Raw genomic sequence first — 20,686 nt, forward strand, 5'->3', positions numbered from 1 at the left:
GCAGGCAAAGCCGTCGCCATCGATGCGGAAAACGCCCGCCTTCCCCTGAGCGGGCTCGCGCCGCCGGCTTCCCCCCAGCCGGCGGCGCTTCCGTTTCAGGCCCGAAAATCGGGGTGGCGCAGTTTCTTTCAAATTTTAGGCGTACGGGTTGAAGCAGCGCCCAAAAGGGCTAGGTTGCGACCAAAAATTCGCGAGGAAATCCTATGATCGGTGAAAAAAATGACCTCACGTCGTCCGGGGTCCCGATCGGTCCGCTGGTAAGCGCCTTCGCCCAAGCCTTGGGCAGCGCGGTCGAGGCGCTCTCGCCCGCCGCGCGCGGCTTCGCGGCCCAGGCCCAGGATGACTGGTCGGCCGAGGAACTGCCGGGCCTGGATATCGCCGACGTCGCTCGCGCCCTGGCCGACTTCTGGCGCTTCGGCGAAAGCGCCAAGGATCTGTCCGAACCAGCTATCCGCCTGGTCCGCGCCGAAGGCGGCGAGACCCCTTCCGACCTGCTTGAGATCGTCCAGTCCGACCGGCCCTTCCTGGTCGACAGCATCATGGGTGAAGTGGCCGAGGCCGGCTTCTCGGTGCGGGCTATGTTCCACCCCGTGTCCGACTGCGGCGGCGTGCGCCGCTCGATGATCCAGATCTGGCTGGCCCCGGTCGGCGAGGACCGAGAGGCGGTTCTGATTCAGGGCGTCCGCGATGCGCTCTCCGACGTGACCCTGGCGGTGCGGGACTTCGAGGCCATGCGCGGCCTCATGCGCCGCACGATCGATGAACTGAAAGGCTCGGACGCGCCGGTCTCCGCCGGCGAGAAGGCCGAGGACTTGGCCTTCCTCGACTGGCTGGAGGGTGACCACTTCGTGTTCCTCGGCGCCCGGGTCTACGAATATCCCCGCACCGCCGACGGCGGCTACGCCGCCGAGGAGCCATTGTATCAGCCCGAAGGCAGCCTTGGCGTCCTGCGCGACCAGACCCGGACCGTGCTGCGCCGAAGCAGTGAGCCGGCCATCCTGTCGGCCCATATCCGCAGCCACATCGACATCGGCGACCCGATCGTCGTGGCCAAGTCGAACCTGCGCTCGCGCGTCCACCGCCGCGGCTACATGGACTATGTCGGCGTCCGCAAGTACGGCGCCGACGGCAAGGCCTCGGGCGAGGTCCGCTTCGTCGGTCTGTTCACCGCCGAGGCCTACGAGACCCCGGCCCACGAGGTGCCGCTGGTTCGCCGCAAGGTGGCCCACGTCCTGACCCAGGCCGGCAAGGACCCGGACAGCCACAACGGCAAGCGCCTGCGCAACATCCTCGAAACCTGGCCCCGCGATGAGCTGTTCCAGACCGACGATGGCCAACTGCTGACCACGGCCCTCGGCGTGCTGCACCTGTACGACCGTCCGCGCGTCAAGCTGTTCGCGCGCCGCGACCCATTCGACCGCTTCATCTCGGTGCTGATGTTCGTGCCGCGCGACCGCTATGACTCCGGCGTCCGCGCCAGAGCCGGACAGATTCTCGCCGAGGCGTTCCGGGGAAGGGTGTCGGCCTATTATCCCAGCTTCTCCGACGCTCCGCTGGCCCGTGTGCACTACATTCTGGGCGTGACGCCCGGCGACCACGCCGAGCCTGACCTGACCGCGGTCGAGGCCGCCATCGCCGAGACCGCCCGCACCTGGGAGGATCGCTTCGACGCCGCCGTCCGCGAAGGCTCGACCGGCCGCGTCGCTCACCTGCTGGCCCGCTATGCCGGCGCCTTCCCGCCTGGCTACCGCGACCAATACGACGCCGATGAGGCTCTGGCCGACATCCGTGTCATCGATGATCTGGCCGAGGGCGAGGCCGTCCGTGTCCGCGCCTTCCGCCGCGCCGGCGACGACGCGGCGACCCTACGCTTCAAGCTCTATCGCCCCGGCGCCGCAGCCCCCCTGGCCGATGTGCTGCCGATCCTGGAGCACATGGGCCTGAAGGCCCTGATCGAGGACGGCTTCAAGGTCTCGCCGGACCGCAAACCCGTCTGGGTCCACGAGTTCGTCCTGCGCGACGAGGCCGGCGAGCACCTGGTGTTCGCCGACGTGAAGCAGGCCTTCGAGGCCGCCTTCGTCGCCATCTGGACAGGGCGCGCCGAAAGCGACGGCTTCAACCGCTTGGTCCTGGAGCTAGGCATCGGCTGGCGCGAGGCCGCCCTGATCCGCGCCCTGGCCCGCTATCGCCAGCAGTCGGGCCTGGATCCCAGCCAGGGCGTGCAGGAGCAGGCGCTGTCGGATCACCCCGGCGTCGCTCGTCTGATCCTGGATCTCTTCCAGACCAAGTTCGACCCGGCCGTCCGCGCCGACCTCAAGATCCGCCAGGACCAGGCCAAGGCCGTCGAGGGCAAGATCGTCGAGGCCCTGCAGGCGGTCGAGAGCCTGGACGCCGACCGTGTGCTGCGCCGCCTGGCCGCCCTGGTCGGGGCGATCCAGCGCACCAATTTCTATCAGCCGGCGGCCGATGGCGGCCCCAAGCCCTATATCAGCTTCAAGATCGCCTCGCGCGAGCTGGAAGATCTGCCGGCTCCCAAGCCGTTCCGCGAGATCTATGTCTCGGCCCCGCACGTCGAAGGCGTGCACCTGCGCTTTGGCCCGGTCGCCCGGGGCGGCCTGCGCTGGTCGGATCGCCGCGACGATTTCCGCACCGAGGTGCTGGGCCTGGTGAAGGCTCAACAGGTCAAGAACGCCGTCATCGTGCCGGTCGGTTCGAAGGGCGGCTTCTATCCCAAATGCCTGCCGCGCGGCGGCGACCGCGACGCGATCCAGACCGAGGCGATCCGCGCCTACAAGACCTTCCTGTCGGGCCTGCTGGACCTGACCGACAATATCGACGCCGACAACCAGGTCGTGCCGCCGACCTCGGTGGTCGTGCATGACGGCCAGGATCCGTATCTGGTCGTCGCCGCCGACAAGGGCACGGCCACCTTCTCCGACATCGCCAACGGGGTGGCCGAGGACTACGGCTTCTGGCTGGGCGACGCTTTCGCCTCGGGCGGCAGCGTGGGGTACGACCACAAGGTCATGGGCATCACCGCCCGCGGCGCCTGGGAAGCGGTCAAGCGCCACTTCCGTGAACTGGGCAAGGACATCCAGACCCAGCCCTTCACCGTGGTCGGCGTCGGCGACATGTCCGGCGACGTGTTCGGCAACGGCATGCTGCTGTCCAAGCAGACCAAGCTCCTAGCCGCCTTCGACCACCGTCACATCTTCCTCGACCCGAACCCGGACGTGGCGGTCTCGTGGGAAGAGCGTGACCGCATGTTCAAGCTGCCGCGCTCTTCGTGGGAGGACTATGACAAGTCGAAGATCTCGGCCGGCGGCGGCGTCTTCGCCCGCGGCCTGAAGAGCATCCCGCTGTCGAAGGAAGTCCGCGAACTCTTCGAGATCAAGGCCGAGGCCGTCTCGCCCGCCGAGCTGATGACCGCGATCCTGAAGTCCAAGGCCGAACTGCTCTATCTGGGCGGCATCGGCACCTATGTGAAGGCCAGGGGCGAGACCAACGCCGACGCCGGCGACAAGGCCAATGACGCCATCCGCATCAACGGCTCGGACCTGCGGGTCAAGGTCGTGGGCGAGGGCGCCAACCTCGGCCTGACCCAGGCCGGCCGGATCGAGTTCGCGCAAGCCGGCGGTCACATCAACACCGACGCCATCGACAACTCGGCCGGCGTCGACAGCTCCGACCACGAGGTCAATATCAAGATCCTGACCGGGATCCTGGAGCGCGGCGGCGAGCTGACCCGTGAGAGTCGCAACACGCTGCTGGCCTCGATGACCGACGACGTGGCCCACCATGTGCTGGAGCACAATTTCGATCAGACCCTGGCCCTGACGCTGCTGGAAAGCGACGCGGCCAGCGAGGTCGACGCCCAGATCCGCTACATGGTCGATCTTGAGCAGCGCGGCCGCCTGGACCGTCGCGTCGAGGGCCTGCCGACCAATACGACGCTGCTGGAGCGCAAGGCCGCCAACAAGGGCCTGGCGCGCCCCGAGCTCGCGGTGCTGCTGGCCTATGGCAAGCTTGATCTCTTCGACGAGATCGTCGCCAGCCCGGCGCCGGATGATCCGTGGTTCGAGGCGACCCTGCGCGGCTACTTCCCCAAGGCGCTCGATAAGTACGCCGACGCCATGCAGAAGCACCGGCTGAAGCGCGAAATCATCGCCACGGTGGTGGGCAACCAGATGGTCAACATGTGCGGCCCGACCTTCCCGAGCCGCCTGAAGGCCGCCGCCGGCGCCGACATCAACGCCGTGGTGGTGGGCTTCACCGCCGCCCGCGAGATCCTCGGCGTCGACGCTCTGTGGGATCAGGTCAACGCGTTGAATAACAAGGCCTCGGCCGACGGCCAGACGGCGCTCTACAAGGCCCTGGCCTATGCTCTGCGCAGCCTCAGCTTCTGGCTGGCTCGTCGCGCCCATCGCGACAAGTCCAGCGTCCAGCAACTGGTCGAGGCCTATGGTCCGTCGGTCGCGACCCTGAAGGGCATGGCCCCGGCCATCCTGTCGCCGTTCGAACAGAAGACCGTCGCCAAGCGAGTGAAGACCTATGTCGCCGACGGCGCGCCGGAAGCCCTGGCCCTGGCCGTCGCGGCCCTGCAGCCGCTCACCACGGCCGCCGACCTCGTCGACCTTGGCAACGCCTCCAGCTGGAGCGTCGAGAACGTCGCCCGCCTGTACCATCAGGTCGGCGCGGCCTTTGGTTTCGACCGTCTGCGCGGCGCGGCCGGCTCGTTCGTCGGCGGCGACAGCTTCGAGCGCCTGGCGGTCCGCCGCCTGATCGAGGACATGCTGACCGAGCAGACCTCGATCACGGAGGCGGTGCTGAAGTTCGCCGCCAACGCCCAGGCCGGCGAGGACGAGGGCGCGGCCAAGTCGGCCATCGCGTCCTGGGCGGCCCTGCGCGGCGATCGGCCCAAGGCGGTCAAGCGCACGATCGAGGACATCGAGCAGGCCGGCGGCGGCTGGACGTTCGCCAAGCTGACCATCGCCAACGCGGCGCTGCGCGAGCTTTCCACGGCCGCTTAAAAGCTGGCCCCTCCGTCTCCTCTCGCTTACGAGGGGAGGCGGAGAGGGAGCAGTAGCGTATGGACCAGGGTGATCGTCGGCGGGCCGCCTGGATCCTGTACGAGTGGGCGCAGCAGCCATATTGGGCGCTGATCGCCACCTTCATCTTCACGCCCTACTTCGCCGCCGGCTTCGTCGGCGACGCGGCTCGCGGGCAGAGCCTGCTGGGCTATGCCGGGGCCCTTTCCGGCCTGGCCATCGCCATCCTGAGCCCGCTGGTCGGCGCCAATGTCGACGCCCGGCGCAATCCACGCGCCTGGCTGGTGGGCCTGGCCTTTCCGTTCGTCGTCGCCAGCGCCCTGCTGTGGCTGGCCGTGCCCGGCGAGACCAGCCGTATCCCGCTGATCCTGGCCTGCCTGGTCGTGGCCGGGGTCGCCGCCGAGCTGGGGGTGACGGTGATGAACGCCTTGCTGCCGGTCATCGCCAAGCCGGGCCAGCTGGGACGGCTTTCCGGCACCGCCTGGGCCCTGGCCTATGTCGGGGCGCTGGTCACGCTGTTCATCGTCCTCTTCTGCTTCTCGCTGCCCAAGGTCCCGATGCTGGGCCTGTCGAAGGCGCTGCACGAGCCCGACCGCATCGTCGGGCCGATGGTCGCCCTGTGGTTCCTGGCCTTCGCCTGGCCGCTGATCCTGATCGCGCCCAAGCCCTCGGCCGGAGCCGGCGACAAGCCGCTGGCCGAGCTGTGGGCGACGATCCGAGGCCTGCCGAGCCGTCCGCACATGCTGACCTTCCTGATCGGCCGGATGCTGCTGGGCGACGGCATTTCCAGCTTCATCGCGTTCGGCGGCGTGCTGGCCGCGGGCCTGTTCGGCTGGACGACGACGCAGCTGGGGCTCTACGCGATCCTGTTGTCCATCGCCGCCGGCGTCGGCACGTTCATCGGCGGCCGGGTCGACCAGAAGATCGGCTCCAAGGCCACCGTGCTGATCGCCACCGGGGTGATCCTGTTCGGCGCGGTCGGGGTGGGCCTGGTCGGCAAGGACACGATCTTCTTCCTGATCCCCGTCGCCCCCGCCCAGGCCGGCGGCGCGCTGTTCTCGAGCATCCCCGAGCGGATGTTCCTGTTCTTCTCCCTGTTCGTCGGCCTGACCTTCGGCCCGGCCCAGTCGTCCTTGCGCGCCTGGATGGCCGAGCTGGCCCCAGCCGGCGAGACGGGGCGGTGGTTCGGCCTCTACGCCCTGTCGGGCAAGGCCACCGCCTTCCTGGCCCCGCTGGTCATCGCCGTCGGCACCCGCCTGGCCGGCGACCAGCGGATCGCCGTCGTGGTCTCGGCCCTGTTCATGGCCCTGGGCGCCATCGTCCTGGCCAGAGCCCCTAACCGCAGGCTTGAAGCGCTCCCGTGAAGTAGGTCCGCACCCGCTCGAACAGGTCGGGCCGATAACGGGCGCGAGGATCGTTGGCCTTGTTGTCGTCGAAGGCGTGGGTGGCGTCGGGCAGGAACATCTGGTCGACGGTCAGCCCATCGCGCGCCAGGCGGTCCAGGGCCAGTTTCGGCGCCTTCCAGCCGACCACCTGGTCCTTGCCGGCCACCACCGACCAGACCGGCGGCGTGGCCTCGCCCCAGCCGTGGCGGATGGTCAGCGAGGGATAGCCGGCGAACGGATAGACCAGCATGGTCCCCTTCACCGCCTTCAGGCGCTCGGGCGCCGCGTCGGCCAAGCCGGTAATCAATGGCGCCCGCCCGCCCATGGCGTAGGCGTCCATGATCGTCCAGCCGCCATGGCTCCAGCCCGCTAAGAAGACTTGAGAAGCGTCGGCCCAAGCCTGCTCCTCCAGCCAGGCCAGCATGGCGAAGACGTCCGCCGCCCGCTTGCCGCCGCGCACCCGCAGGCCCGTGCAGACGGTCAGCTTGGCGTCCATCAGCGTCAGGCCGCGCGGCTTGAGGCTGTCGACCACCACGGCCGCCCAGCCGGCCGCGACGGCCGTCCGGCCGTAGTCCTCGAGGAACGGCGTCTTGCCGCCGCAGCCGTGCAGGATCAGCGCCACCGGGAACGGCCCCAGGCCCGCGGGCTTGAACACCCGCGAGTGCTTGGCGACCTGTTCCCCCCAGACGGCGCTGTCCATCGACGACCTCATGCGTGTGCTAGTGACGGAACACTCGCACGCCGGTGAAGGCCATGGCGAGGCCAAGCTTGTCGGCCGCCTCGATCACTTCCGGGTCGCGCATCGAGCCGCCCGGCTGGATGATCGCCGTCGCGCCGGCTTCCGCCGCCTGGATCAGGCCGTCGGCGAACGGGAAGAAGGCTTCCGAGGCGCAGGCGCATCCCTTCAGGTCCAAGCCGAAATCAGCCGCCCGCAGCGCCGCGATGCGAGCGCTATCCTTGCGGTTCATCTGGCCAGCCCCGACGCCCAGGGTCTGGCCGGCGCGGGCATAGACGATGGCGTTCGACTTGACGTGCTTGCCGACGGTGAAGGCGAACAGCATGTCGCGGATCTCGTCTTCCGTCGGCTGGCGCTGGGTGACGATCTTCAGGTCCGAGGCCTTGATCCGCGCGTCGTCGCGCGACTGCACCAGGAAGCCGCCGGCCACGCTCTTGAAGGTGTCGCCGGTCGACAGCGGGTCGGGCAGGCCGCCGGTGACCAGCAGGCGCAGGTTCTTCTTGGCCGCGAACACGGCGATGGCGTCTTCGTCGGCTTCCGGGGCGATGACCACCTCGGTGAAGATCTCGACCATCTGCAACGCGGCGTCCTTGGTCAGGCGCGAATTGACCGCCACGATGCCGCCGAAGGCCGAGGTCGGGTCACAGGCGAGAGCCCGCTCATAGGCCTCGCGCTGGCTGCCGCCGACCGCCACGCCGCAGGGGTTGGCGTGCTTGATGATCGCCACGGCCGGGCCGGCCGCCGGGTCGAACTCGGCGATCAGCTCGAAGGCCGCGTCGGTGTCGTTGATGTTGTTGTAGCTGAGTTCCTTGCCCTGCAGCTGGGTCGCCGTGGCCACCCCGACGCGCGGGTTCGGGAACGCATAGAAGGCCGCCTTCTGGTGCGGGTTCTCGCCATAACGCATGGTCTGGCGCAGCTCGCCAGCGATGCTCTTGCGGGCCGGGAAGTCCTGGCCCAGAGCCTGGGCGAACCAGGCCGAGATCGCCGCGTCATAGGCCGCCGTGCGGGCATAGGCGCGGGCCGCCAGGGTCTGGCGCAGGGCCAGCGTGGTCCCGCCGGCCTTCAGGGCCTCCAGCACTTCGGCGACGTCGGCCGGATCGGTGCAGACCGCGACATAGCCGTGGTTCTTGGCCGCCGAGCGGATCATGGCTGGGCCGCCGATGTCGATGTTCTCGACGCACTCGGCATAGGACCCGCCCTTCGCGACGGTCGCCTCGAACGGATAGAGGTTCACGTACAGCATATCGATGCCGCCGATGCCGTGGTCGGCCATGGCCTGCGCGTGTTCAGGCGCGTCGCGCACGCCCAGCAGCCCGCCGTGCACCACCGGGTGCAGGGTCTTGACGCGGCCGTCCATCATCTCGGGGAAGCCCGTCAGGTCCGAGACGTCCTTCACCGGGATTCCCGCCGCGGCGATCGCGGCCTTGGTGCCGCCGGTCGAGACCAGCTCGACGCCGGCGGCGTGCAGCACCTGGGCGGCCTCGACCAGGCCGGTCTTGTCGGAGACCGACAGCAGGGCCCGCTTGGGGGCGACGAGATCGGGGGCGGACGGATAGTCGGGGGCGGCGGGCACGGCGGACTCCAGGTCTGTGGTTGTTCAGAGGGGAGCCCAGGCGCGCGGCATATGCGTATCGAGCTCCCCGGTGGTCGCCCACCTTCAACGCCAGTCACCCGAACGGGCCGGAAAATACGGGGGCGGGCGGGGGAGTCAATGCGGCGGACGCTTTGCTTCTCCTCCCCCTCTGGGGGAGGTGGCCCAGAGGGCCGGAGGGGGCAGCTCGGCGTCGGCGGTGCTGCCCCCTCGGTCGCTCCGCGACAGCTCCCCCAGAAGGGGAGCAGATTAGAGGGCGCGCACGTCCGCCGCTTCACGCGGCGGGCCGCTGAAGGTGTGTGGGGAGGCGACGGAGCGGCCGGGCGAACCCGGAGACCGTGAGGTTGTTTGTGTTTCGGCTCGCTGACCGCTCCGCCAGGCTGTTCTTGCCCGTGAGGATGGGAGGCGTGAGCGTATTTCAGCTCGGGTCCCCACTAGCCCCCGGACGGGCGCGGACCAACTGGAACGGCTACATCCGGATCCAGCCCGACGGTCCACGATAGGCGGCTTATACGATCACCGCCCTGTCGATCCGCTGATGGCCTTGATCCCGGACGATCCGTCACCCGCGTGCGCTCCTAAAGAGTAAGCCACGCGACCTGGCGAAGCCGCCGGGAACCGCCAGCGGCCCCGCTCAACCTAGCCCCGCCGCCGTTTTGGGCCGGATCCAAACGCCCTCCCCCGCGACGGGGATGGCTATGAGTATGGGGGCGGTTCTGAACGCGGATCATTCAGGGCCGCGTAAAATCGACAAGCGATTGATTTCGCTGCGTTCGATCTCGCGAATTCCGAGGATAGAGCACGCTCAATCCCCTCTCTCTGAGAGAGAGGGAGGGGCCCATCGCGCAGCGATGGGAGGGTGAGAGGCCGCACCGCCCGGAAAATCCAGATTCCTTCGATTGAACGCCGCCGGCGTCGGGGACCATCCTCCGCGCATGGACCGGATCGCCACCGCACGCCGTCTCCGCCGCGAGCAGACCCTGGCCGAAAGGACATTCTGGGCGATGGTTCGCAACCGCCGCCTGGGCGGGTTTCGCTTCCTGCGCCAGCATCCTATCGACCGCTACTTCGCCGACTTCGTCTGCCAGCGCGGCAGGCTGATCGTCGAGCTGGACGGCGCCGCGCACGAGGGCCGCGAGGCGTATGACGCCCAGCGCACCGAGACGCTGAAGCGGTTGGGCTACAGGGTGCTGAGGTTTCCCAATGCCCGGGTCCTGATCGACCCGGGTGGCGTCGCCGACGAGATCCTGGCCGCGCTCGGGGCGGCGGGATCGGGACCCTGAACCTCTCTCTCAGGGAGAGAGAGGGGCTCTCACCCTCCCACCGCTGCGCGGCGGGCCCCTCCCTCTCTCAGGGAGCGAGGGGTTTCGGTGGGCGACCTCTTCCCGTCCCAGCCGCCTTCCGCCCCGGAAGAGCACCCGCCTTACATCTCACGGCGAGACGATCGCTGGGCTGGAGGGGTTGCTCAAGGACGACGCTCCGCGTCCCCGCGCCGCGGCCGCCCGGGTCTCTTGACCAACCCCTCCAGCCCAGCACGCTGTAGCCTTCAAGAGATGTAAGGATGGCGCTGCGCTAAGCGCAGTTAGCAGACCTTGTGAGCTTGGGTTCAGGCGGCGCTAAAAATTGCGAGCAATAATAATGTTAGAATATCACTCGGCATTCTGCGCTATTTTCTAAGCGAGATTTATAAGATCGCGCGCTGGGCGAAATCCTAAGGCGTTTTTCAGTGCTTGATAATCTCTATCAAGATCTTTTGCGTGTCTTACAAATTGAGTTCTTAGAGTTGAGAATGTTTCTTCGTCATTTTTCTTCGCTGATGCAGAAAGTTCCTCCATGATCCATATGATCTCAGGAACTATAGATCGTATCCTAAGAAGGATTGCTGATCCTTCTGAACTCTCAATCGCTTCAAATGGAAAAGAAGCAAGGCTGCCTTCAATTGGCATGAGTGTTCTCGACGGGCTTCCTGGCAAGCCGCGAAGTTGTTCTGAACCGCCAGAACGGAGCCTTAAAGACGCGTTTGACGATACCGTTACCAGCATACCGCACAGCCCAATCAAACTAGATCGCCGTGCCTGTAGGGCCTCGCGATCACGCTCGAATGCAACGGCTCGATCGCGCTTCTCCCTGGCACGGGCCTCCATGGACTGACCTATAGCGATCGCTGATGCACCAGCAACGGCTGCAATCGATCCAAACGCCTGAACCCAGGCCGCAGCGTCTTCACTTGTGGCGAGCTTCCAAGCTGCCTCGTAGAGACCGGTTGGGGTGACGACCACAGCTACGTAGAGCGCGCAGCACACCCAAATCAACCAAATTGGCCATCGCATATTAGAGAATTCTCACAATAACGGGAGCGTATCCTTTTTAGTTTGTGCCGATTCTCGTTCGCGCTGTAGTTGTTCCTTGGTCTGCCGAGCTCGAGCTAAAGGGTAGAAGTGGACGGGTTGCCCGTTGCTACTGGGCCACGATTCCGCTAACCCCCAACCCTCGCCACCACCGCCCGAAACACCATCGCCATCTCCACATGCGTGTGCACGTACCCGTGCTCAAACAAGTACGTCAGCATCCGGTCGTAGGCGTCGTCATAGTCCGCCATCGCCATGCTCCCGGGCTCCCGCGCCTGCCGCTCCAGCACCGCCAGGACCTCCGGCGCATTGGCCGTCAGGGCGGCGATCACCTCGGCGATCTCGTCGTCGGTGTACTCCGGCGCCTGGTGCGTGCGGCCAGGGTCCTGGGGACGGCGGCGGGAGAAGCCCATCGTGGCTAACCCTCCGCCCGCGTCAGTTTCCAGCGGATCTTGGCGCCGACTTCCGGGCGCACCTGGCTCTTGAGCACGATCTGGCCGGCCTTGCGGGCCAGGCCGTGGTCGAAGTGGGCGGTCGGGGCGATCTGGACGTCGACGGCGTCGTTGCGCAGCCACCAGCCGATGTTGTTGGGGCCTCGGATCAGGACGCTCTTGCCGTCGCGGGCGATCGAGGCGCGGGCTTCGGGGTGCAGGTGGAAGCGCACGGCGAAGGGCAGGTAGCGTCTCGGGCCGTCGGCGGCGGCGGGGTCGGCGGCCAGCGGGGTCAGGCTGTCCTCGCCACGCAGCTCGTCGGCGACGGCGTCGAGGAACAGGCGGCGGGCGTGGCTGAGGCCGACATGGCGCCAGCCGTCGTGGACGATGTCCAGCCAGACGCCGCCGACATCGTCATGGCGCTTGGCCTCGACCTTGGTGGCGCCGTCGACCAGCCAGGGGCCCAGCGCGCGGGCGCGGAAGCCCGAGAGCGGCCGGCCGGCCGAGCCGTCGCCGGCCGAGACGGTGGAGGCCGCGTCCGAGAGGCGGAAGGCGTTGGCGCCGGTGGCCTCGGGGCTCCAGCCGCAGCTGGTGATCAGGCGGTCCTTGGCGCAGACGATCTCGACGGCGGCCGGCTGGGCGCAGGCGGCGACGCTCAAGGGACCGACGGGCGGGCGGCCGCAGTCGGCGATGACCTCCAGGCCGCCGCCGATCATCTTGTGATAGCCGCTGTGCGGGGCCGCGTTCAGCGGGCGCGGGCCGGCGTCGTCATGGGCGAGGGCCGCGGCGATGCGGGCGGGCGCTATGGCCTCGCCGCCGTGGAAGGCCGCCAGGTGGCCGTCGCCCAGGGTGAAGAACCGCGCGGCCGTGGAGAGGCGGTCGATGGCGCGCGAGAGGCTTTCGGGGGAGGGGCGGCCGCGCTGCCCCAGGGCGTCGTCCAGGGTCAGCAGGTCGAATAGCAACTCGACCCCGGCTTCGGGGCTGCGGGTGGCGTGGCCGCCGTCGGGCAGCACCATCGTGTCGATGTGTTTGGTGACGGCCTTCAGGCCCTTGTCGATCAGCGCCTCGCCTGGCTTGCCGGCCAGGGCGCAGCCGGCGACCGTGGCCGCGACGGCGCGCTCCAGGACGCGTTCGGGGCCGCGCTTGAGCTCCAGCAGGTGGCGGCCCTGGCGGGCCAGGTCGTGGGTCAGGTCGGCGATCTCGGCGTCGCTGCCCTCGGCGGCCAGGGCCTTGGCGGCGCAGGCCAGGTGGAAGACGCGGCGCTCGATGCACTCGGGGGCCCAGGAGAAGGCGTTCCACTTGCCGAACACCCGGCGCCAGTCGTCGAGCAGGCGCAAGGCCCGGCGGGCGCCGTCCGAGCCGGCGGCGGCGAGGTCGGGCAGCCAGTCGAAGCGGTGCAGGCTGACGGCGAAGCGGCGCGAGGGGCTGGCGGTGTCGAACGGGTCGCCGTCGGGGCCCAGGCGCAAGGTTCCGCCGTCCAGGGTCAGGGCCCCGGTCAGCATCTTCCTGCCATGGTCGGGATCGGTGGGCCGCGGATCGTGCGGGCGGGCGGCCAGGCCCTCGGGGCGGGGCAGGGCGAGGATCAGGCGGTGCGGGCCCGAGCCGAACCACTCACGCTCGATATGGCCGGAAAGCTCGGCCGTGACGGCCTTCCATAGGACGCCGCCGCGTCTAGACGCGGGAAGGGGAAAGCCGTTGGCGGAACGCTTGACGGCCATCGTTTACGATCAGCCGCCCTTCAGCGCGCGGATGTTGTCGGCATAGGCCGTGGGGCCGCCCTTGAACACCGCCGAGCCGGCCACGAGGGCCGTGGCCCCGGCGGCCACGCATCGCGGGGCGGTCGTGGGGGTCACGCCGCCGTCGACCTCGATGATGATGTCGAGCCCGGCCTTGTCCACGAGCTCGCGCAGGGCCTCGACCTTGCGCAGCTGGCCGGGAATGAAGCTCTGGCCGCCGAAGCCGGGATTGACCGACATGACCAGCAGCAGGTCGACGTCCTCCAGGATCCACTCGACGTGGTCGAGGCTGGTGGACGGGTTGAACACCACCCCGGCCTTGGCCCCCAGCTCGCGGATCCGCTTGAGCGAGCGGTGCAGGTGCCGGCCGGCCTCCGGGTGGATGCTGATCAGGTCGGCGCCAGCGGCGCGAAACGCCTCCAGGTACGGGTCGGCCGGGCTGATCATCAGGTGCACGTCGAACGGGATCTTGGCGTGCGGCCGGATGGCTTTGACGATGTCGGGGCCCAGCGTGATGTTGGGCACGAAGTGGCCGTCCATCACGTCGACATGCACCCAGTCGGCGCCGGCCGCCTCGATGGCGGCGACTTCCTCGCCCAGCTTGGCGAAGTCGGAGGCGAGGATGGACGGGGCGATGATCGGCGCGGTCATGGTCCTGGGATAGCCGTGTCGCGCCGTTCTGTCAGCCCTAGAGCTTCTTGAACCTTGCGGCGAAGAAACCATCCTGGCCGCCGTCGCGGTGATGCGGCAGCAGGCGCAGGGTCCCGCGCGGGGTCAGGCTGGCCCCGGGGAAACCAGCGGAGCCGCCTTCGCCGGGCTGGATCGGCTCCAGCGCCATGTCGTCGCGGCGCGCCAGGAAGGCCTCGACCTGGGCCTCGCCCTCTTCGGGCTCCAGCGAGCAGACGCAATAGACCAGCTGGCCGCCGGGCTTGAGGCGATCGGCGGCGCTGTCGAGGATCTTGGACTGCACGCCCGCCAGGCTGGCGACGTCGCCGGGGCGCGCGGCCCACAGCACGTCCGGATGGCGACGGAAGGTGCCGGTGGCGCTGCACGGGGCGTCCAGCAGGATGGCGTCGAAGGTGCGGGTGTCTTCCCAGGTCGCGGCGTCGGCGGCGACGATCTCGGCCGTCAGGCGCATGCGCTCGAGGTTCTCGTCCACGCGCTTGAGGCGGGCGGCCGAGCGGTCCAGGGCCACGACGTCCGCGCCGGCGGCGGCCAGCTGCAGGGTCTTGCCGCCGGGCGCGGCGCACAGGTCCAGCACCTTGTCCCCGGGCTTGAGGGCCAGCAGGCGGACGGGGACGGCGGCGGCGGCGTCCTGCACCCACCAGGTCCCGTCCTCGAAGCCGGGCCAGCCGGCCACGTCGCCCTTGCGGCGCACGCGCAGGGAGCCGCCAGGCAGCACCTCGGTCTCCAGGGCCTCGGCGAGCGCGGCCAGGTCGGCGGAGGGCTTCACGGACAGGTCGGTGGCCGGCTCCAGGGCGATTTGAGCGGCGATCTCGCGGGCCGTGGCCTCGCCGAACGCCGCGACCCAGCGCGCATAGAGCCAGGGCGGGGCCAGCAGGGTCGGGTCGTCGCTGGGATTGCCGTCCCGCAGCAGGCCGCGCAGCACCGCGTTGACCAGGCCCTTGAACGGACGGCTGGTCTTATTGGCGCCGGCCAGTTCCACCGAGGTGGCCACGGCGGCGAAGGCCGGGACCTCCAGGTGGAAGGCCTGCGCGGCGCCCAGGCGCAGCAGGTTCATCACCCGGTCAGGCGGCGCCTTCTGCAGCTTGGCGGCCAGGGCGCGGTCGATGGGCCCCAGGTGGCGCAGCACGGCCATGGCCAGGGCGCGGGCGAACGCGCGCTCGCGCGGCTCCAGGAAGCGGAAGCCGTTGGCGGAAGCGGCTTCGTCGATGCCGCCGCGACGCGACAGGGCCGCATCGATAAGGTTCAGGGCGGCTTCCCGGGCGGGGAGGCCGTCGTTCAATTCTTGAGTCACCGCCTCGCCGTGCCCAAAGGCGGCGGCGAGCGCAAGCGATTTGACGAAATCAGGCCGCCACGGTCGGCTCGCGAAGCGCCGTCCCCACCGCCGTCAGGCCGAACAGGAAGAAGCCGGCGACCACCGACAGGCCGCCCACGGCCAGCAGCGGACCGAACACCGCCGGCGGTCCCTTCTGGCCCAGATACAGGTACAGGCCGCTGATCATGCAGACGACGCCGAGGTTCGACAGGACGAAGTTGGTCAGCTTCACCCAGTTGGCGACCCCTTGGCCCAGTAGCGCGTAGAAGGTCCCCATCAGGGCCATGCTGATCCAGCCCAGAAGATTGAGGTGCGCATGCGCCGAATAGGTCGCGTGATCCTTGCTGATGCTCATGGCCAGACCCCACGAGACGCCAACCATGGCGTAGAAAGCGGCCGCGCCGAAGAAGGCGTGCGGCCAACGACTGGTCGTCATGTTCAAATCCCCCGATCGGTGAACGTTGATATTTAAGGACGGGCGTTGAACACTGCCAAGCTGGCGCGCGCAAGCGTGATGATGTTAAACCTTCGTCATGTCTGATCTTCCCCCCGGCGCCGCGCCCGACAAGGAACTGACCCCCGCCGCCCGCCGCGCGCTGGAGGAAGCCGCCGCTCGCCGCGCGGCCGAGGCCGCCCAGGCCCTGCCCACGGAAAACGGCGGCCGCGATGGTCCCGAGCCCACCCGCTTCGGCGACTGGGAGAAGAAGGGCGTGGCGGTCGACTTCTGACGCCGAAAGCGCGACGCTTCCCGAAAATAAGGGGAGAAGCGTTATGGAAGACCTCGCCGCCAATCTGGCCGAGCGCCGCATCCAGGTGGTGCGCGACCACATGGCCCTCGAATGCGTCCACGACTGGGACGCGGTCATCGCCACCTTTCAGCACCCGCGGTACGAGATGTACGGCTCAGGCGCGGTGTTCGACGGCGAGGCCGCCGTGCGCGGCTATTTCGCCGCCTCGCGCACGCCCTTCCCTGATCAAGGCAACGAGGTCATCGCCATCGCCCACGCCGGCGACACGGTGCTGGTCGAGTTCTGGCTCACCGGCACGCATCTAGGTCCTTTGAAGTTGCCGACAGGCACGGTCGAGCCCACCGGCAAGGCCTTCCGCATCCGCATGGCCGCCAGTTTCGAATTCGCGCCCGGCGGCGACAAGATCATCTGCGAGCGGCCGTACTACGACCAGATGGCGGTGCCGCGGGCGCTGGAGCTGGGCTAGGGCGATATTGGCCTTGGAGGGCTGGGCCGGGCCGCATCGAGACCGTCATGCCGCCCGCGCCGCCAGCCGGATCGTGGCGACGATCAACACGCGCGTCCTGGCCGAGCACGGACCGCTCGGACGCTTTCATCCGACGCGAAAGTCGCGCGTGGACAACCCTTGCGCGTTTAACCATAGTTCGATCCGTGACAGGTGTGGGGGATGCCGTGGCGGCCGAGGCGTCAGCGCCAGGTTTGGCGCTGGACAATTTCATGGACCAGATGCTCAGCGACAATCCGCGGGAAGCGGATTGGGGTGAGGGCGCGGAGCGTTTGCGGCGCTTCGGCCAAAGGCGCTTTGCCGCGGCGGCCAGGCCCTACAACGATCCCTTCGCGGCGGACCTGCGCGATCCCATGAGGCGGCTGGTGGGGTCGGAGCTGTTCCTGCGGACCAGTTTCGCCAAGGCCTCCACGCCGGGACCCGCATTGGCCGAGCTCAGCCACGCGGCGGTTCATCTTCTCGATACGCCCCTGCTCGACGAGGTCATCTGGAGAACGACAGGACGGCGTCCCTCGTCGGACGCCCGTCGGATGATCATCTATCACGGAGGGGAGGGCGCGCGCCGAAGCCTGCTCGTGCTCGATCCCGACCTGCCCACCTTCGCGGGCCCTGTCATCGTGGACAGCGGCGCGGTGGCGATGGCCGCCTTCGAAAGCCACCCCGAGGCCGCCATGCGGGCTCTATCGCTGGTCGATCTCGATTTCGCGCCGGACGTGGTCGCCGAGCTCTTGGCGATCACCCGCCCCCGGGTCGTGATCGCGCCGGCGCCGCCGATGGAATACGCCTGCGTGCCCGATCCGCCCTGGTGCGCCCATACCGACGGCGAGGTCTCGACCGTGGGGGCGCTGGTCCGCGACGCGGCGGGCCGCCGGGGCGTCACCGTCTGCCATCACGGCGCTGGCCCGGTCGGCACGAAGGTCCGGCTCAGCGAGGGCGACGCCGAGTTCGAAAGCGAGGTCGCCCTGGCCAGCCCGCTGATGGACACCTGTTTCGTGCCGATCGGCGACAACTGGCGGCCGGCGGGCCTCGCGGCGCGGGCTGGCATGCTTAGCCGACGCGCCCCCGGGGCGGCCGAGGCCCATCGTTTCAAGGGCGCCTCCAGCGGCGGGCGGGCGACGCGGATCGTCGGAACCGATATGGGCGTGCCGTTCCCGTCGCCGGGGCGGCAGCTCTGCGTGCACACCAGTCCCGATCTTGACTACGGCGATTCCGGCGCGGCCCTGGTCAACGAGGATGACCGGCTGGTTGGCTTCGCGTTCCAACGCACACCCTTCGGCTCGCCGTCGCCGATGGCCTTCGCCAGCTGGATCTGGGCGGCCTCGGCGCTGGACGAACTGCAACTCACCCTGGAGGAGACCTGAGCATGGGCTGGTTCAACGATCTCATCGGCAAGGTGTCGCGGGCCGAAACCGTGGACTTCGTCCTGACGCCCGCGCTGACCGTCAATGGCCAGGCGCCCAGTCTCGCCACGCTCACCGCCGACGAAACCTACCTGCAGATCGACGTCAAGGCGCTGCGACTGCCGTTCAAGCGCGAGGGCGTCACGCGTTATCACGGGCTGGTGCACGCGTTCGCCGACCTGCCGGGCCGGAGCGGCCAGGCCGCGCAGTTCTCGAGCGCGACCCGGCCGGCCGCGCTGGCGGGACTGGATCCCAAGCATGTCTCGAACGTCCTGACGATCGACAAGCGTGTGGTCGGCCCCACGCCATGGAGCGGCGGCGACCTGCAATTGCAGATCGGTCTGTTCTCGGTCGTCGAGCAGGACCTGGCCGCGCCGTTCCTGTCGACGATCACGGCGCTTTCGGACAAGGTCGGCGGCGCCTTCGTCGCGACGGCCAAGCCGTTCATCGACATCATCGGCGCTGGCGTGCAGGCCCTGACCGCCAAGGAGGGCTCGGTCAAGCTGGAGGTCGGGCTGGACATCGCTCTCACCCCGCCGAAGCCCGGCTACTACGCCGTCATCGCGGCGGCCAAGAACAGGTTGGACGGCGCGACCTTCGACCTGGATCCGAACGACTTCCGGCTCAGGGTCAACGGCGCGCCCTATACGGACAAGCCCTATCTGGTGTTCGGAGTCTCCGCCGTGACACAGCAGGAGCGCTGGGGCGAGATCGAGGACCTGCGCAAGGCCTATCAGGAGCTCCGCGCCGCGATCGCGGCCAATAAACAGGACGACGCGACCGAGGCCTTCACCGTCTTCCGACGTCTGGCGAAGATTTCGCCGGAGCTGATCTCCAGTGACGCCGATCGCCTGATCGCCAAGGTCAACACCATGCTCATCGACGCGTTCGGCCAGGCCAACCGAAGCAAGAGCCTGGATGCGCGGGCGCCGGCTTTCGAGGCGCTCGCCCTTTACTGAGGACCAGCCGATCTCGGACTCTTCTCGGTGCGGCCGGGGCTGTTAACGTGGCCTCGCCATCGCCCTCGGAGGTCTGCCTTGCGTCTGCTGTCCCGGATCGCCGCGAGCCTTTCGGCCGCCCTGCTGCTGGTCGCGTCGCCGGCCCTGGCCGGGCCCGCGAGATCGCCGATCAAACAAAATGGGGCGGCGGCCGCCCGCGCCCTGGACGCCGGGGCCGTGGCTTCGCCGGATCGCTACGGCGCGCTGGCGGCGCGGGAGATCCTCAAGGCCGGCGGCAATGCGGTCGATGCGGCGGTGGCGACGGGGTTCGCGCTGGCGGTGACCTATCCCGAGGCCGGCAATCTGGGCGGCGGCGGGTTCATGACCCTGTACGTCAGCGGCAAGCCCTACTTCCTGGACTATCGCGAGACGGCGCCGGCGGCGGCCTCGGCCGACATGTACCTGGGCAAGGATGGCGAGCCGGTCGAGGGTCTGTCGCTATTTGGCAATCTGGCGGCCGGCACGCCGGGCACGGTGCGCGGCCTGGCCATGGCCCACCAGCGGTTCGGCAAGCTGCCCTGGGCGCGGGTGCTGGCCCCGGCGGTCCGCTATGCGCGGGAGGGTTTCCTGGTCAACGCCCAGTTCGCCGGCATGCTGACCAGCGAGGTCCCGCCGCAGTTTTCCAGGACCAACTTCCGCGACTACTTCGGTCCCCGGAAGGCCGGGGCGATGTTCAAGCAACCCGAGCTGGCCGCCACCCTGGAGCGGATCGCCAAGGGCGGCGACAAGGCCTTTTACGAAGGCAAGACCGCCGACCTGATCGTCGCCCAGATGCAGCGTGGGCCGGTGAAGGGGCTGATTACCAAGGCGGACCTGGCAAACTACAAGGCCGTCTGGCGGACGCCGGTCACCGCCAGGTGGCGTGGCCATGACGTCATCACCGCCCCGCCGCCCAGCTCGGGCGGCGTCGCCTTGATGCAGATGCTGCTGATGAAGCAGGACCTGGCGCCGACGTTCAAAGGCGTGGCCCTGAACAGCCCGCGGTACATTCACCTGCTCGCCGAGATCGAAAAGCGCGTCTATGCCGACCGGGCCGAATATCTGGGGGATCCCGATTTCGTGAAGGTCCCGGTCTCGAACCTGATCGACCCGGCCTATGTGGCGCGGCGGGCGCGGGAGGTGGATCCAGACAAGCCTTCGCCGACCAAGGCCGTGACGCCGGGGCTGGAGAAGCCGCAGACCACGCATTATTCGGTCGTCGACCGTTGGGGCAATGCGGTGTCCAACACCTACACCCTGAACGGCTGGTTCGGTTCGGGCGTGGTGGTCGAGGGGGCGGGTTTCCTGCTGAACGACGAGATGGACGACTTCTCGGCCAAGCCGGGCGCGCCCAACATGTTCGGCGTGGTCGGCGGGGCGGCCAACGCCATCGCGCCAGGCAAGCGGCCGCTGTCGTCGATGACCCCGACGATCCTGGTCAAGGACGGCCGGCCCGCCATGGTCATCGGCACGCCGGGCGGCTCGCGGATCTTCACCTGGGTGTTCCAGGTGCTGGCCAATGTCTACGACTTCAAGCTCAGCCTGAAGGCGGCCCAGAAGGCGCCGCGCTTCCACCACCAGCTGCTGCCCGAGAATGTGATCTTCTACGAGCCCGGCTACCCGCCATCGGCGGCGTTGAAGGCGGGGCTGGAGGGGCAGGGGTACCGCTGGGTCGAGGACTTTAGCGGCGACATGGAGGCGATCCAGGTGGTGGGCCGCACGCCCGCGCCCGAGGCGGATCCGAGGGCGCGAGGGGTGGCGTTGGTGGTCAGGTAGCCCCC

At 68.7% G+C, this 20,686-nt stretch carries 16 protein-coding genes, 1 pseudogene and 1 riboswitch; of the genes and pseudogenes, 9 read left to right on the plus strand and 8 right to left on the minus strand.

Translation table 11 applies throughout. The features are described 5' to 3' along the window. Positions 1-203 precede the first annotated feature (203 nt). A complete protein-coding gene (locus ACW173_RS08170) occupies positions 204-5,030 on the plus strand; it encodes an NAD-glutamate dehydrogenase (protein WP_492084475.1) in 4,827 nt (1,608 codons plus the stop codon). A gap of 59 nt (positions 5,031-5,089) precedes the next feature. Further along, positions 5,090-6,412 carry an MFS transporter gene (locus tag ACW173_RS08175; RefSeq protein WP_492084477.1) on the plus strand — a complete coding sequence of 441 codons (1,323 nt, stop codon included), beginning with the start codon at positions 5,090-5,092 and terminating at the stop codon, positions 6,410-6,412. On the opposite strand, the gene ACW173_RS08180 is transcribed toward ACW173_RS08175, so the two are convergent. Next, complete coding sequence (locus ACW173_RS08180) at positions 6,384-7,133, minus strand: dienelactone hydrolase family protein (RefSeq protein WP_492084479.1); 750 nt, start codon at positions 7,131-7,133, stop codon at positions 6,384-6,386. The genes ACW173_RS08175 and ACW173_RS08180 overlap by 29 nt on opposite strands. A 19-nt stretch (positions 7,134-7,152) precedes the next feature. Beyond that, a complete protein-coding gene (purH, locus tag ACW173_RS08185; RefSeq protein WP_492084480.1) occupies positions 7,153-8,742 on the minus strand; it encodes a bifunctional phosphoribosylaminoimidazolecarboxamide formyltransferase/IMP cyclohydrolase in 1,590 nt (529 codons plus the stop codon). A 27-nt stretch (positions 8,743-8,769) separates the two neighbouring features. After that, positions 8,770-8,850, minus strand: a riboswitch (ZMP/ZTP riboswitch). Positions 8,851-9,695: 845 nt separating this feature from the next. Between purH and ACW173_RS08190 the strand changes: the two genes are divergently transcribed. Together ACW173_RS08190 and ACW173_RS08195 are read left to right on the plus strand one after the other, a co-directional pair. Next, positions 9,696-10,043 carry an endonuclease domain-containing protein gene (locus ACW173_RS08190; protein ID WP_492084481.1) on the plus strand — a complete coding sequence of 116 codons (348 nt, stop codon included), beginning with the start codon at positions 9,696-9,698 and terminating at the stop codon, positions 10,041-10,043. 144 nt (positions 10,044-10,187) lie between these two features. Further along, a pseudogene (locus tag ACW173_RS08195) lies at positions 10,188-10,265 on the plus strand (hypothetical protein); the annotation flags it as partial. A 168-nt stretch (positions 10,266-10,433) separates the two neighbouring features. Here the strand turns inward: ACW173_RS08195 and ACW173_RS08200 are convergent. The 6 genes from ACW173_RS08200 to ACW173_RS08225 all read right to left on the minus strand — a co-directional run bounded on the left by ACW173_RS08200 (position 10,434) and on the right by ACW173_RS08225 (position 15,710). Beyond that, on the minus strand, positions 10,434-10,706 hold the full coding sequence (locus tag ACW173_RS08200) for a hypothetical protein (RefSeq protein ID WP_492084482.1): 273 nt from the start codon (positions 10,704-10,706) through the stop codon (positions 10,434-10,436). 530 nt (positions 10,707-11,236) lie between these two features. Next, positions 11,237-11,521, minus strand: a complete 285-nt coding sequence (locus ACW173_RS08205; RefSeq protein WP_492084484.1) for a hypothetical protein — start codon at positions 11,519-11,521, stop codon at positions 11,237-11,239. 5 nt (positions 11,522-11,526) lie between these two features. Further along, entirely contained in the window at positions 11,527-13,257 is a 1,731-nt protein-coding gene (locus tag ACW173_RS08210) for a heparinase II/III family protein (RefSeq protein WP_492084486.1), read from the minus strand. 9 nt (positions 13,258-13,266) lie between these two features. Then, on the minus strand, positions 13,267-13,926 hold the full coding sequence (gene rpe, locus ACW173_RS08215) for a ribulose-phosphate 3-epimerase (RefSeq protein WP_492084487.1): 660 nt from the start codon (positions 13,924-13,926) through the stop codon (positions 13,267-13,269). 37 nt (positions 13,927-13,963) lie between these two features. Beyond that, the gene (locus tag ACW173_RS08220) at positions 13,964-15,253 is read right to left on the minus strand and encodes an RsmB/NOP family class I SAM-dependent RNA methyltransferase (protein WP_492084488.1); all 1,290 of its coding nucleotides are present in this window, start codon (positions 15,251-15,253) and stop codon (positions 13,964-13,966) included. A 49-nt stretch (positions 15,254-15,302) separates the two neighbouring features. Beyond that, a complete protein-coding gene (locus tag ACW173_RS08225) occupies positions 15,303-15,710 on the minus strand; it encodes a hypothetical protein (protein ID WP_492084490.1) in 408 nt (135 codons plus the stop codon). A 97-nt stretch (positions 15,711-15,807) separates the two neighbouring features. Between ACW173_RS08225 and ACW173_RS08230 the strand changes: the two genes are divergently transcribed. The 5 genes from ACW173_RS08230 (at position 15,808) to ggt (ending at position 20,681) form a co-directional block, all read left to right on the plus strand. Continuing rightward, the gene (locus tag ACW173_RS08230; protein ID WP_492084491.1) at positions 15,808-16,002 is read left to right on the plus strand and encodes a DUF1674 domain-containing protein; all 195 of its coding nucleotides are present in this window, start codon (positions 15,808-15,810) and stop codon (positions 16,000-16,002) included. 43 nt (positions 16,003-16,045) lie between these two features. After that, positions 16,046-16,489, plus strand: a complete 444-nt coding sequence (locus tag ACW173_RS08235; protein ID WP_492084493.1) for an ester cyclase — start codon at positions 16,046-16,048, stop codon at positions 16,487-16,489. Positions 16,490-16,740: 251 nt separating this feature from the next. Next, positions 16,741-17,889 (plus strand): hypothetical protein, encoded by a 1,149-nt coding sequence (locus ACW173_RS08240; protein WP_492084495.1) that lies wholly within the window; start codon positions 16,741-16,743, stop codon positions 17,887-17,889. 2 nt (positions 17,890-17,891) lie between these two features. Further along, complete coding sequence (locus ACW173_RS08245; RefSeq protein WP_492084496.1) at positions 17,892-18,887, plus strand: hypothetical protein; 996 nt, start codon at positions 17,892-17,894, stop codon at positions 18,885-18,887. A gap of 78 nt (positions 18,888-18,965) precedes the next feature. After that, positions 18,966-20,681, plus strand: coding sequence for a gamma-glutamyltransferase (ggt, locus tag ACW173_RS08250; RefSeq protein WP_492084498.1), 1,716 nt, complete (start codon positions 18,966-18,968; stop codon positions 20,679-20,681). Positions 20,682-20,686 lie beyond the last annotated feature (5 nt).

The sequence above is a fragment of the Caulobacter sp. ALps2 genome (assembly GCF_058681635.1).

Excerpts from the sequence above, each read along its gene's own strand:
- ACW173_RS08225 (WP_492084490.1), bottom strand. The coding sequence starts at position 15,710 with ATGACGACCAGTCGTTGGCCGCACGCCTTCTTCGGCGCGGCCGCTTTC.
- ACW173_RS08240 (WP_492084495.1), top strand. The coding sequence starts at position 16,741 with ATGGACCAGATGCTCAGCGACAATCCGCGGGAAGCGGATTGGGGTGAG.
- ACW173_RS08200 (WP_492084482.1), bottom strand. The coding sequence starts at position 10,706 with ATGCCAATTGAAGGCAGCCTTGCTTCTTTTCCATTTGAAGCGATTGAG.
- ACW173_RS08205 (WP_492084484.1), bottom strand. The coding sequence starts at position 11,521 with ATGGGCTTCTCCCGCCGCCGTCCCCAGGACCCTGGCCGCACGCACCAG.
- rpe (WP_492084487.1), bottom strand. The coding sequence starts at position 13,926 with ATGACCGCGCCGATCATCGCCCCGTCCATCCTCGCCTCCGACTTCGCC.
- ACW173_RS08175 (WP_492084477.1), top strand. The coding sequence starts at position 5,090 with ATGGACCAGGGTGATCGTCGGCGGGCCGCCTGGATCCTGTACGAGTGG.
- ACW173_RS08190 (WP_492084481.1), top strand. The coding sequence starts at position 9,696 with ATGGACCGGATCGCCACCGCACGCCGTCTCCGCCGCGAGCAGACCCTG.
- ACW173_RS08245 (WP_492084496.1), top strand. The coding sequence starts at position 17,892 with ATGGGCTGGTTCAACGATCTCATCGGCAAGGTGTCGCGGGCCGAAACC.
- ACW173_RS08210 (WP_492084486.1), bottom strand. The coding sequence starts at position 13,257 with ATGGCCGTCAAGCGTTCCGCCAACGGCTTTCCCCTTCCCGCGTCTAGA.
- ACW173_RS08230 (WP_492084491.1), top strand. The coding sequence starts at position 15,808 with ATGTCTGATCTTCCCCCCGGCGCCGCGCCCGACAAGGAACTGACCCCC.
- ACW173_RS08180 (WP_492084479.1), bottom strand. The coding sequence starts at position 7,133 with ATGGACAGCGCCGTCTGGGGGGAACAGGTCGCCAAGCACTCGCGGGTG.
- ACW173_RS08235 (WP_492084493.1), top strand. The coding sequence starts at position 16,046 with ATGGAAGACCTCGCCGCCAATCTGGCCGAGCGCCGCATCCAGGTGGTG.
- ACW173_RS08170 (WP_492084475.1), top strand. The coding sequence starts at position 204 with ATGATCGGTGAAAAAAATGACCTCACGTCGTCCGGGGTCCCGATCGGT.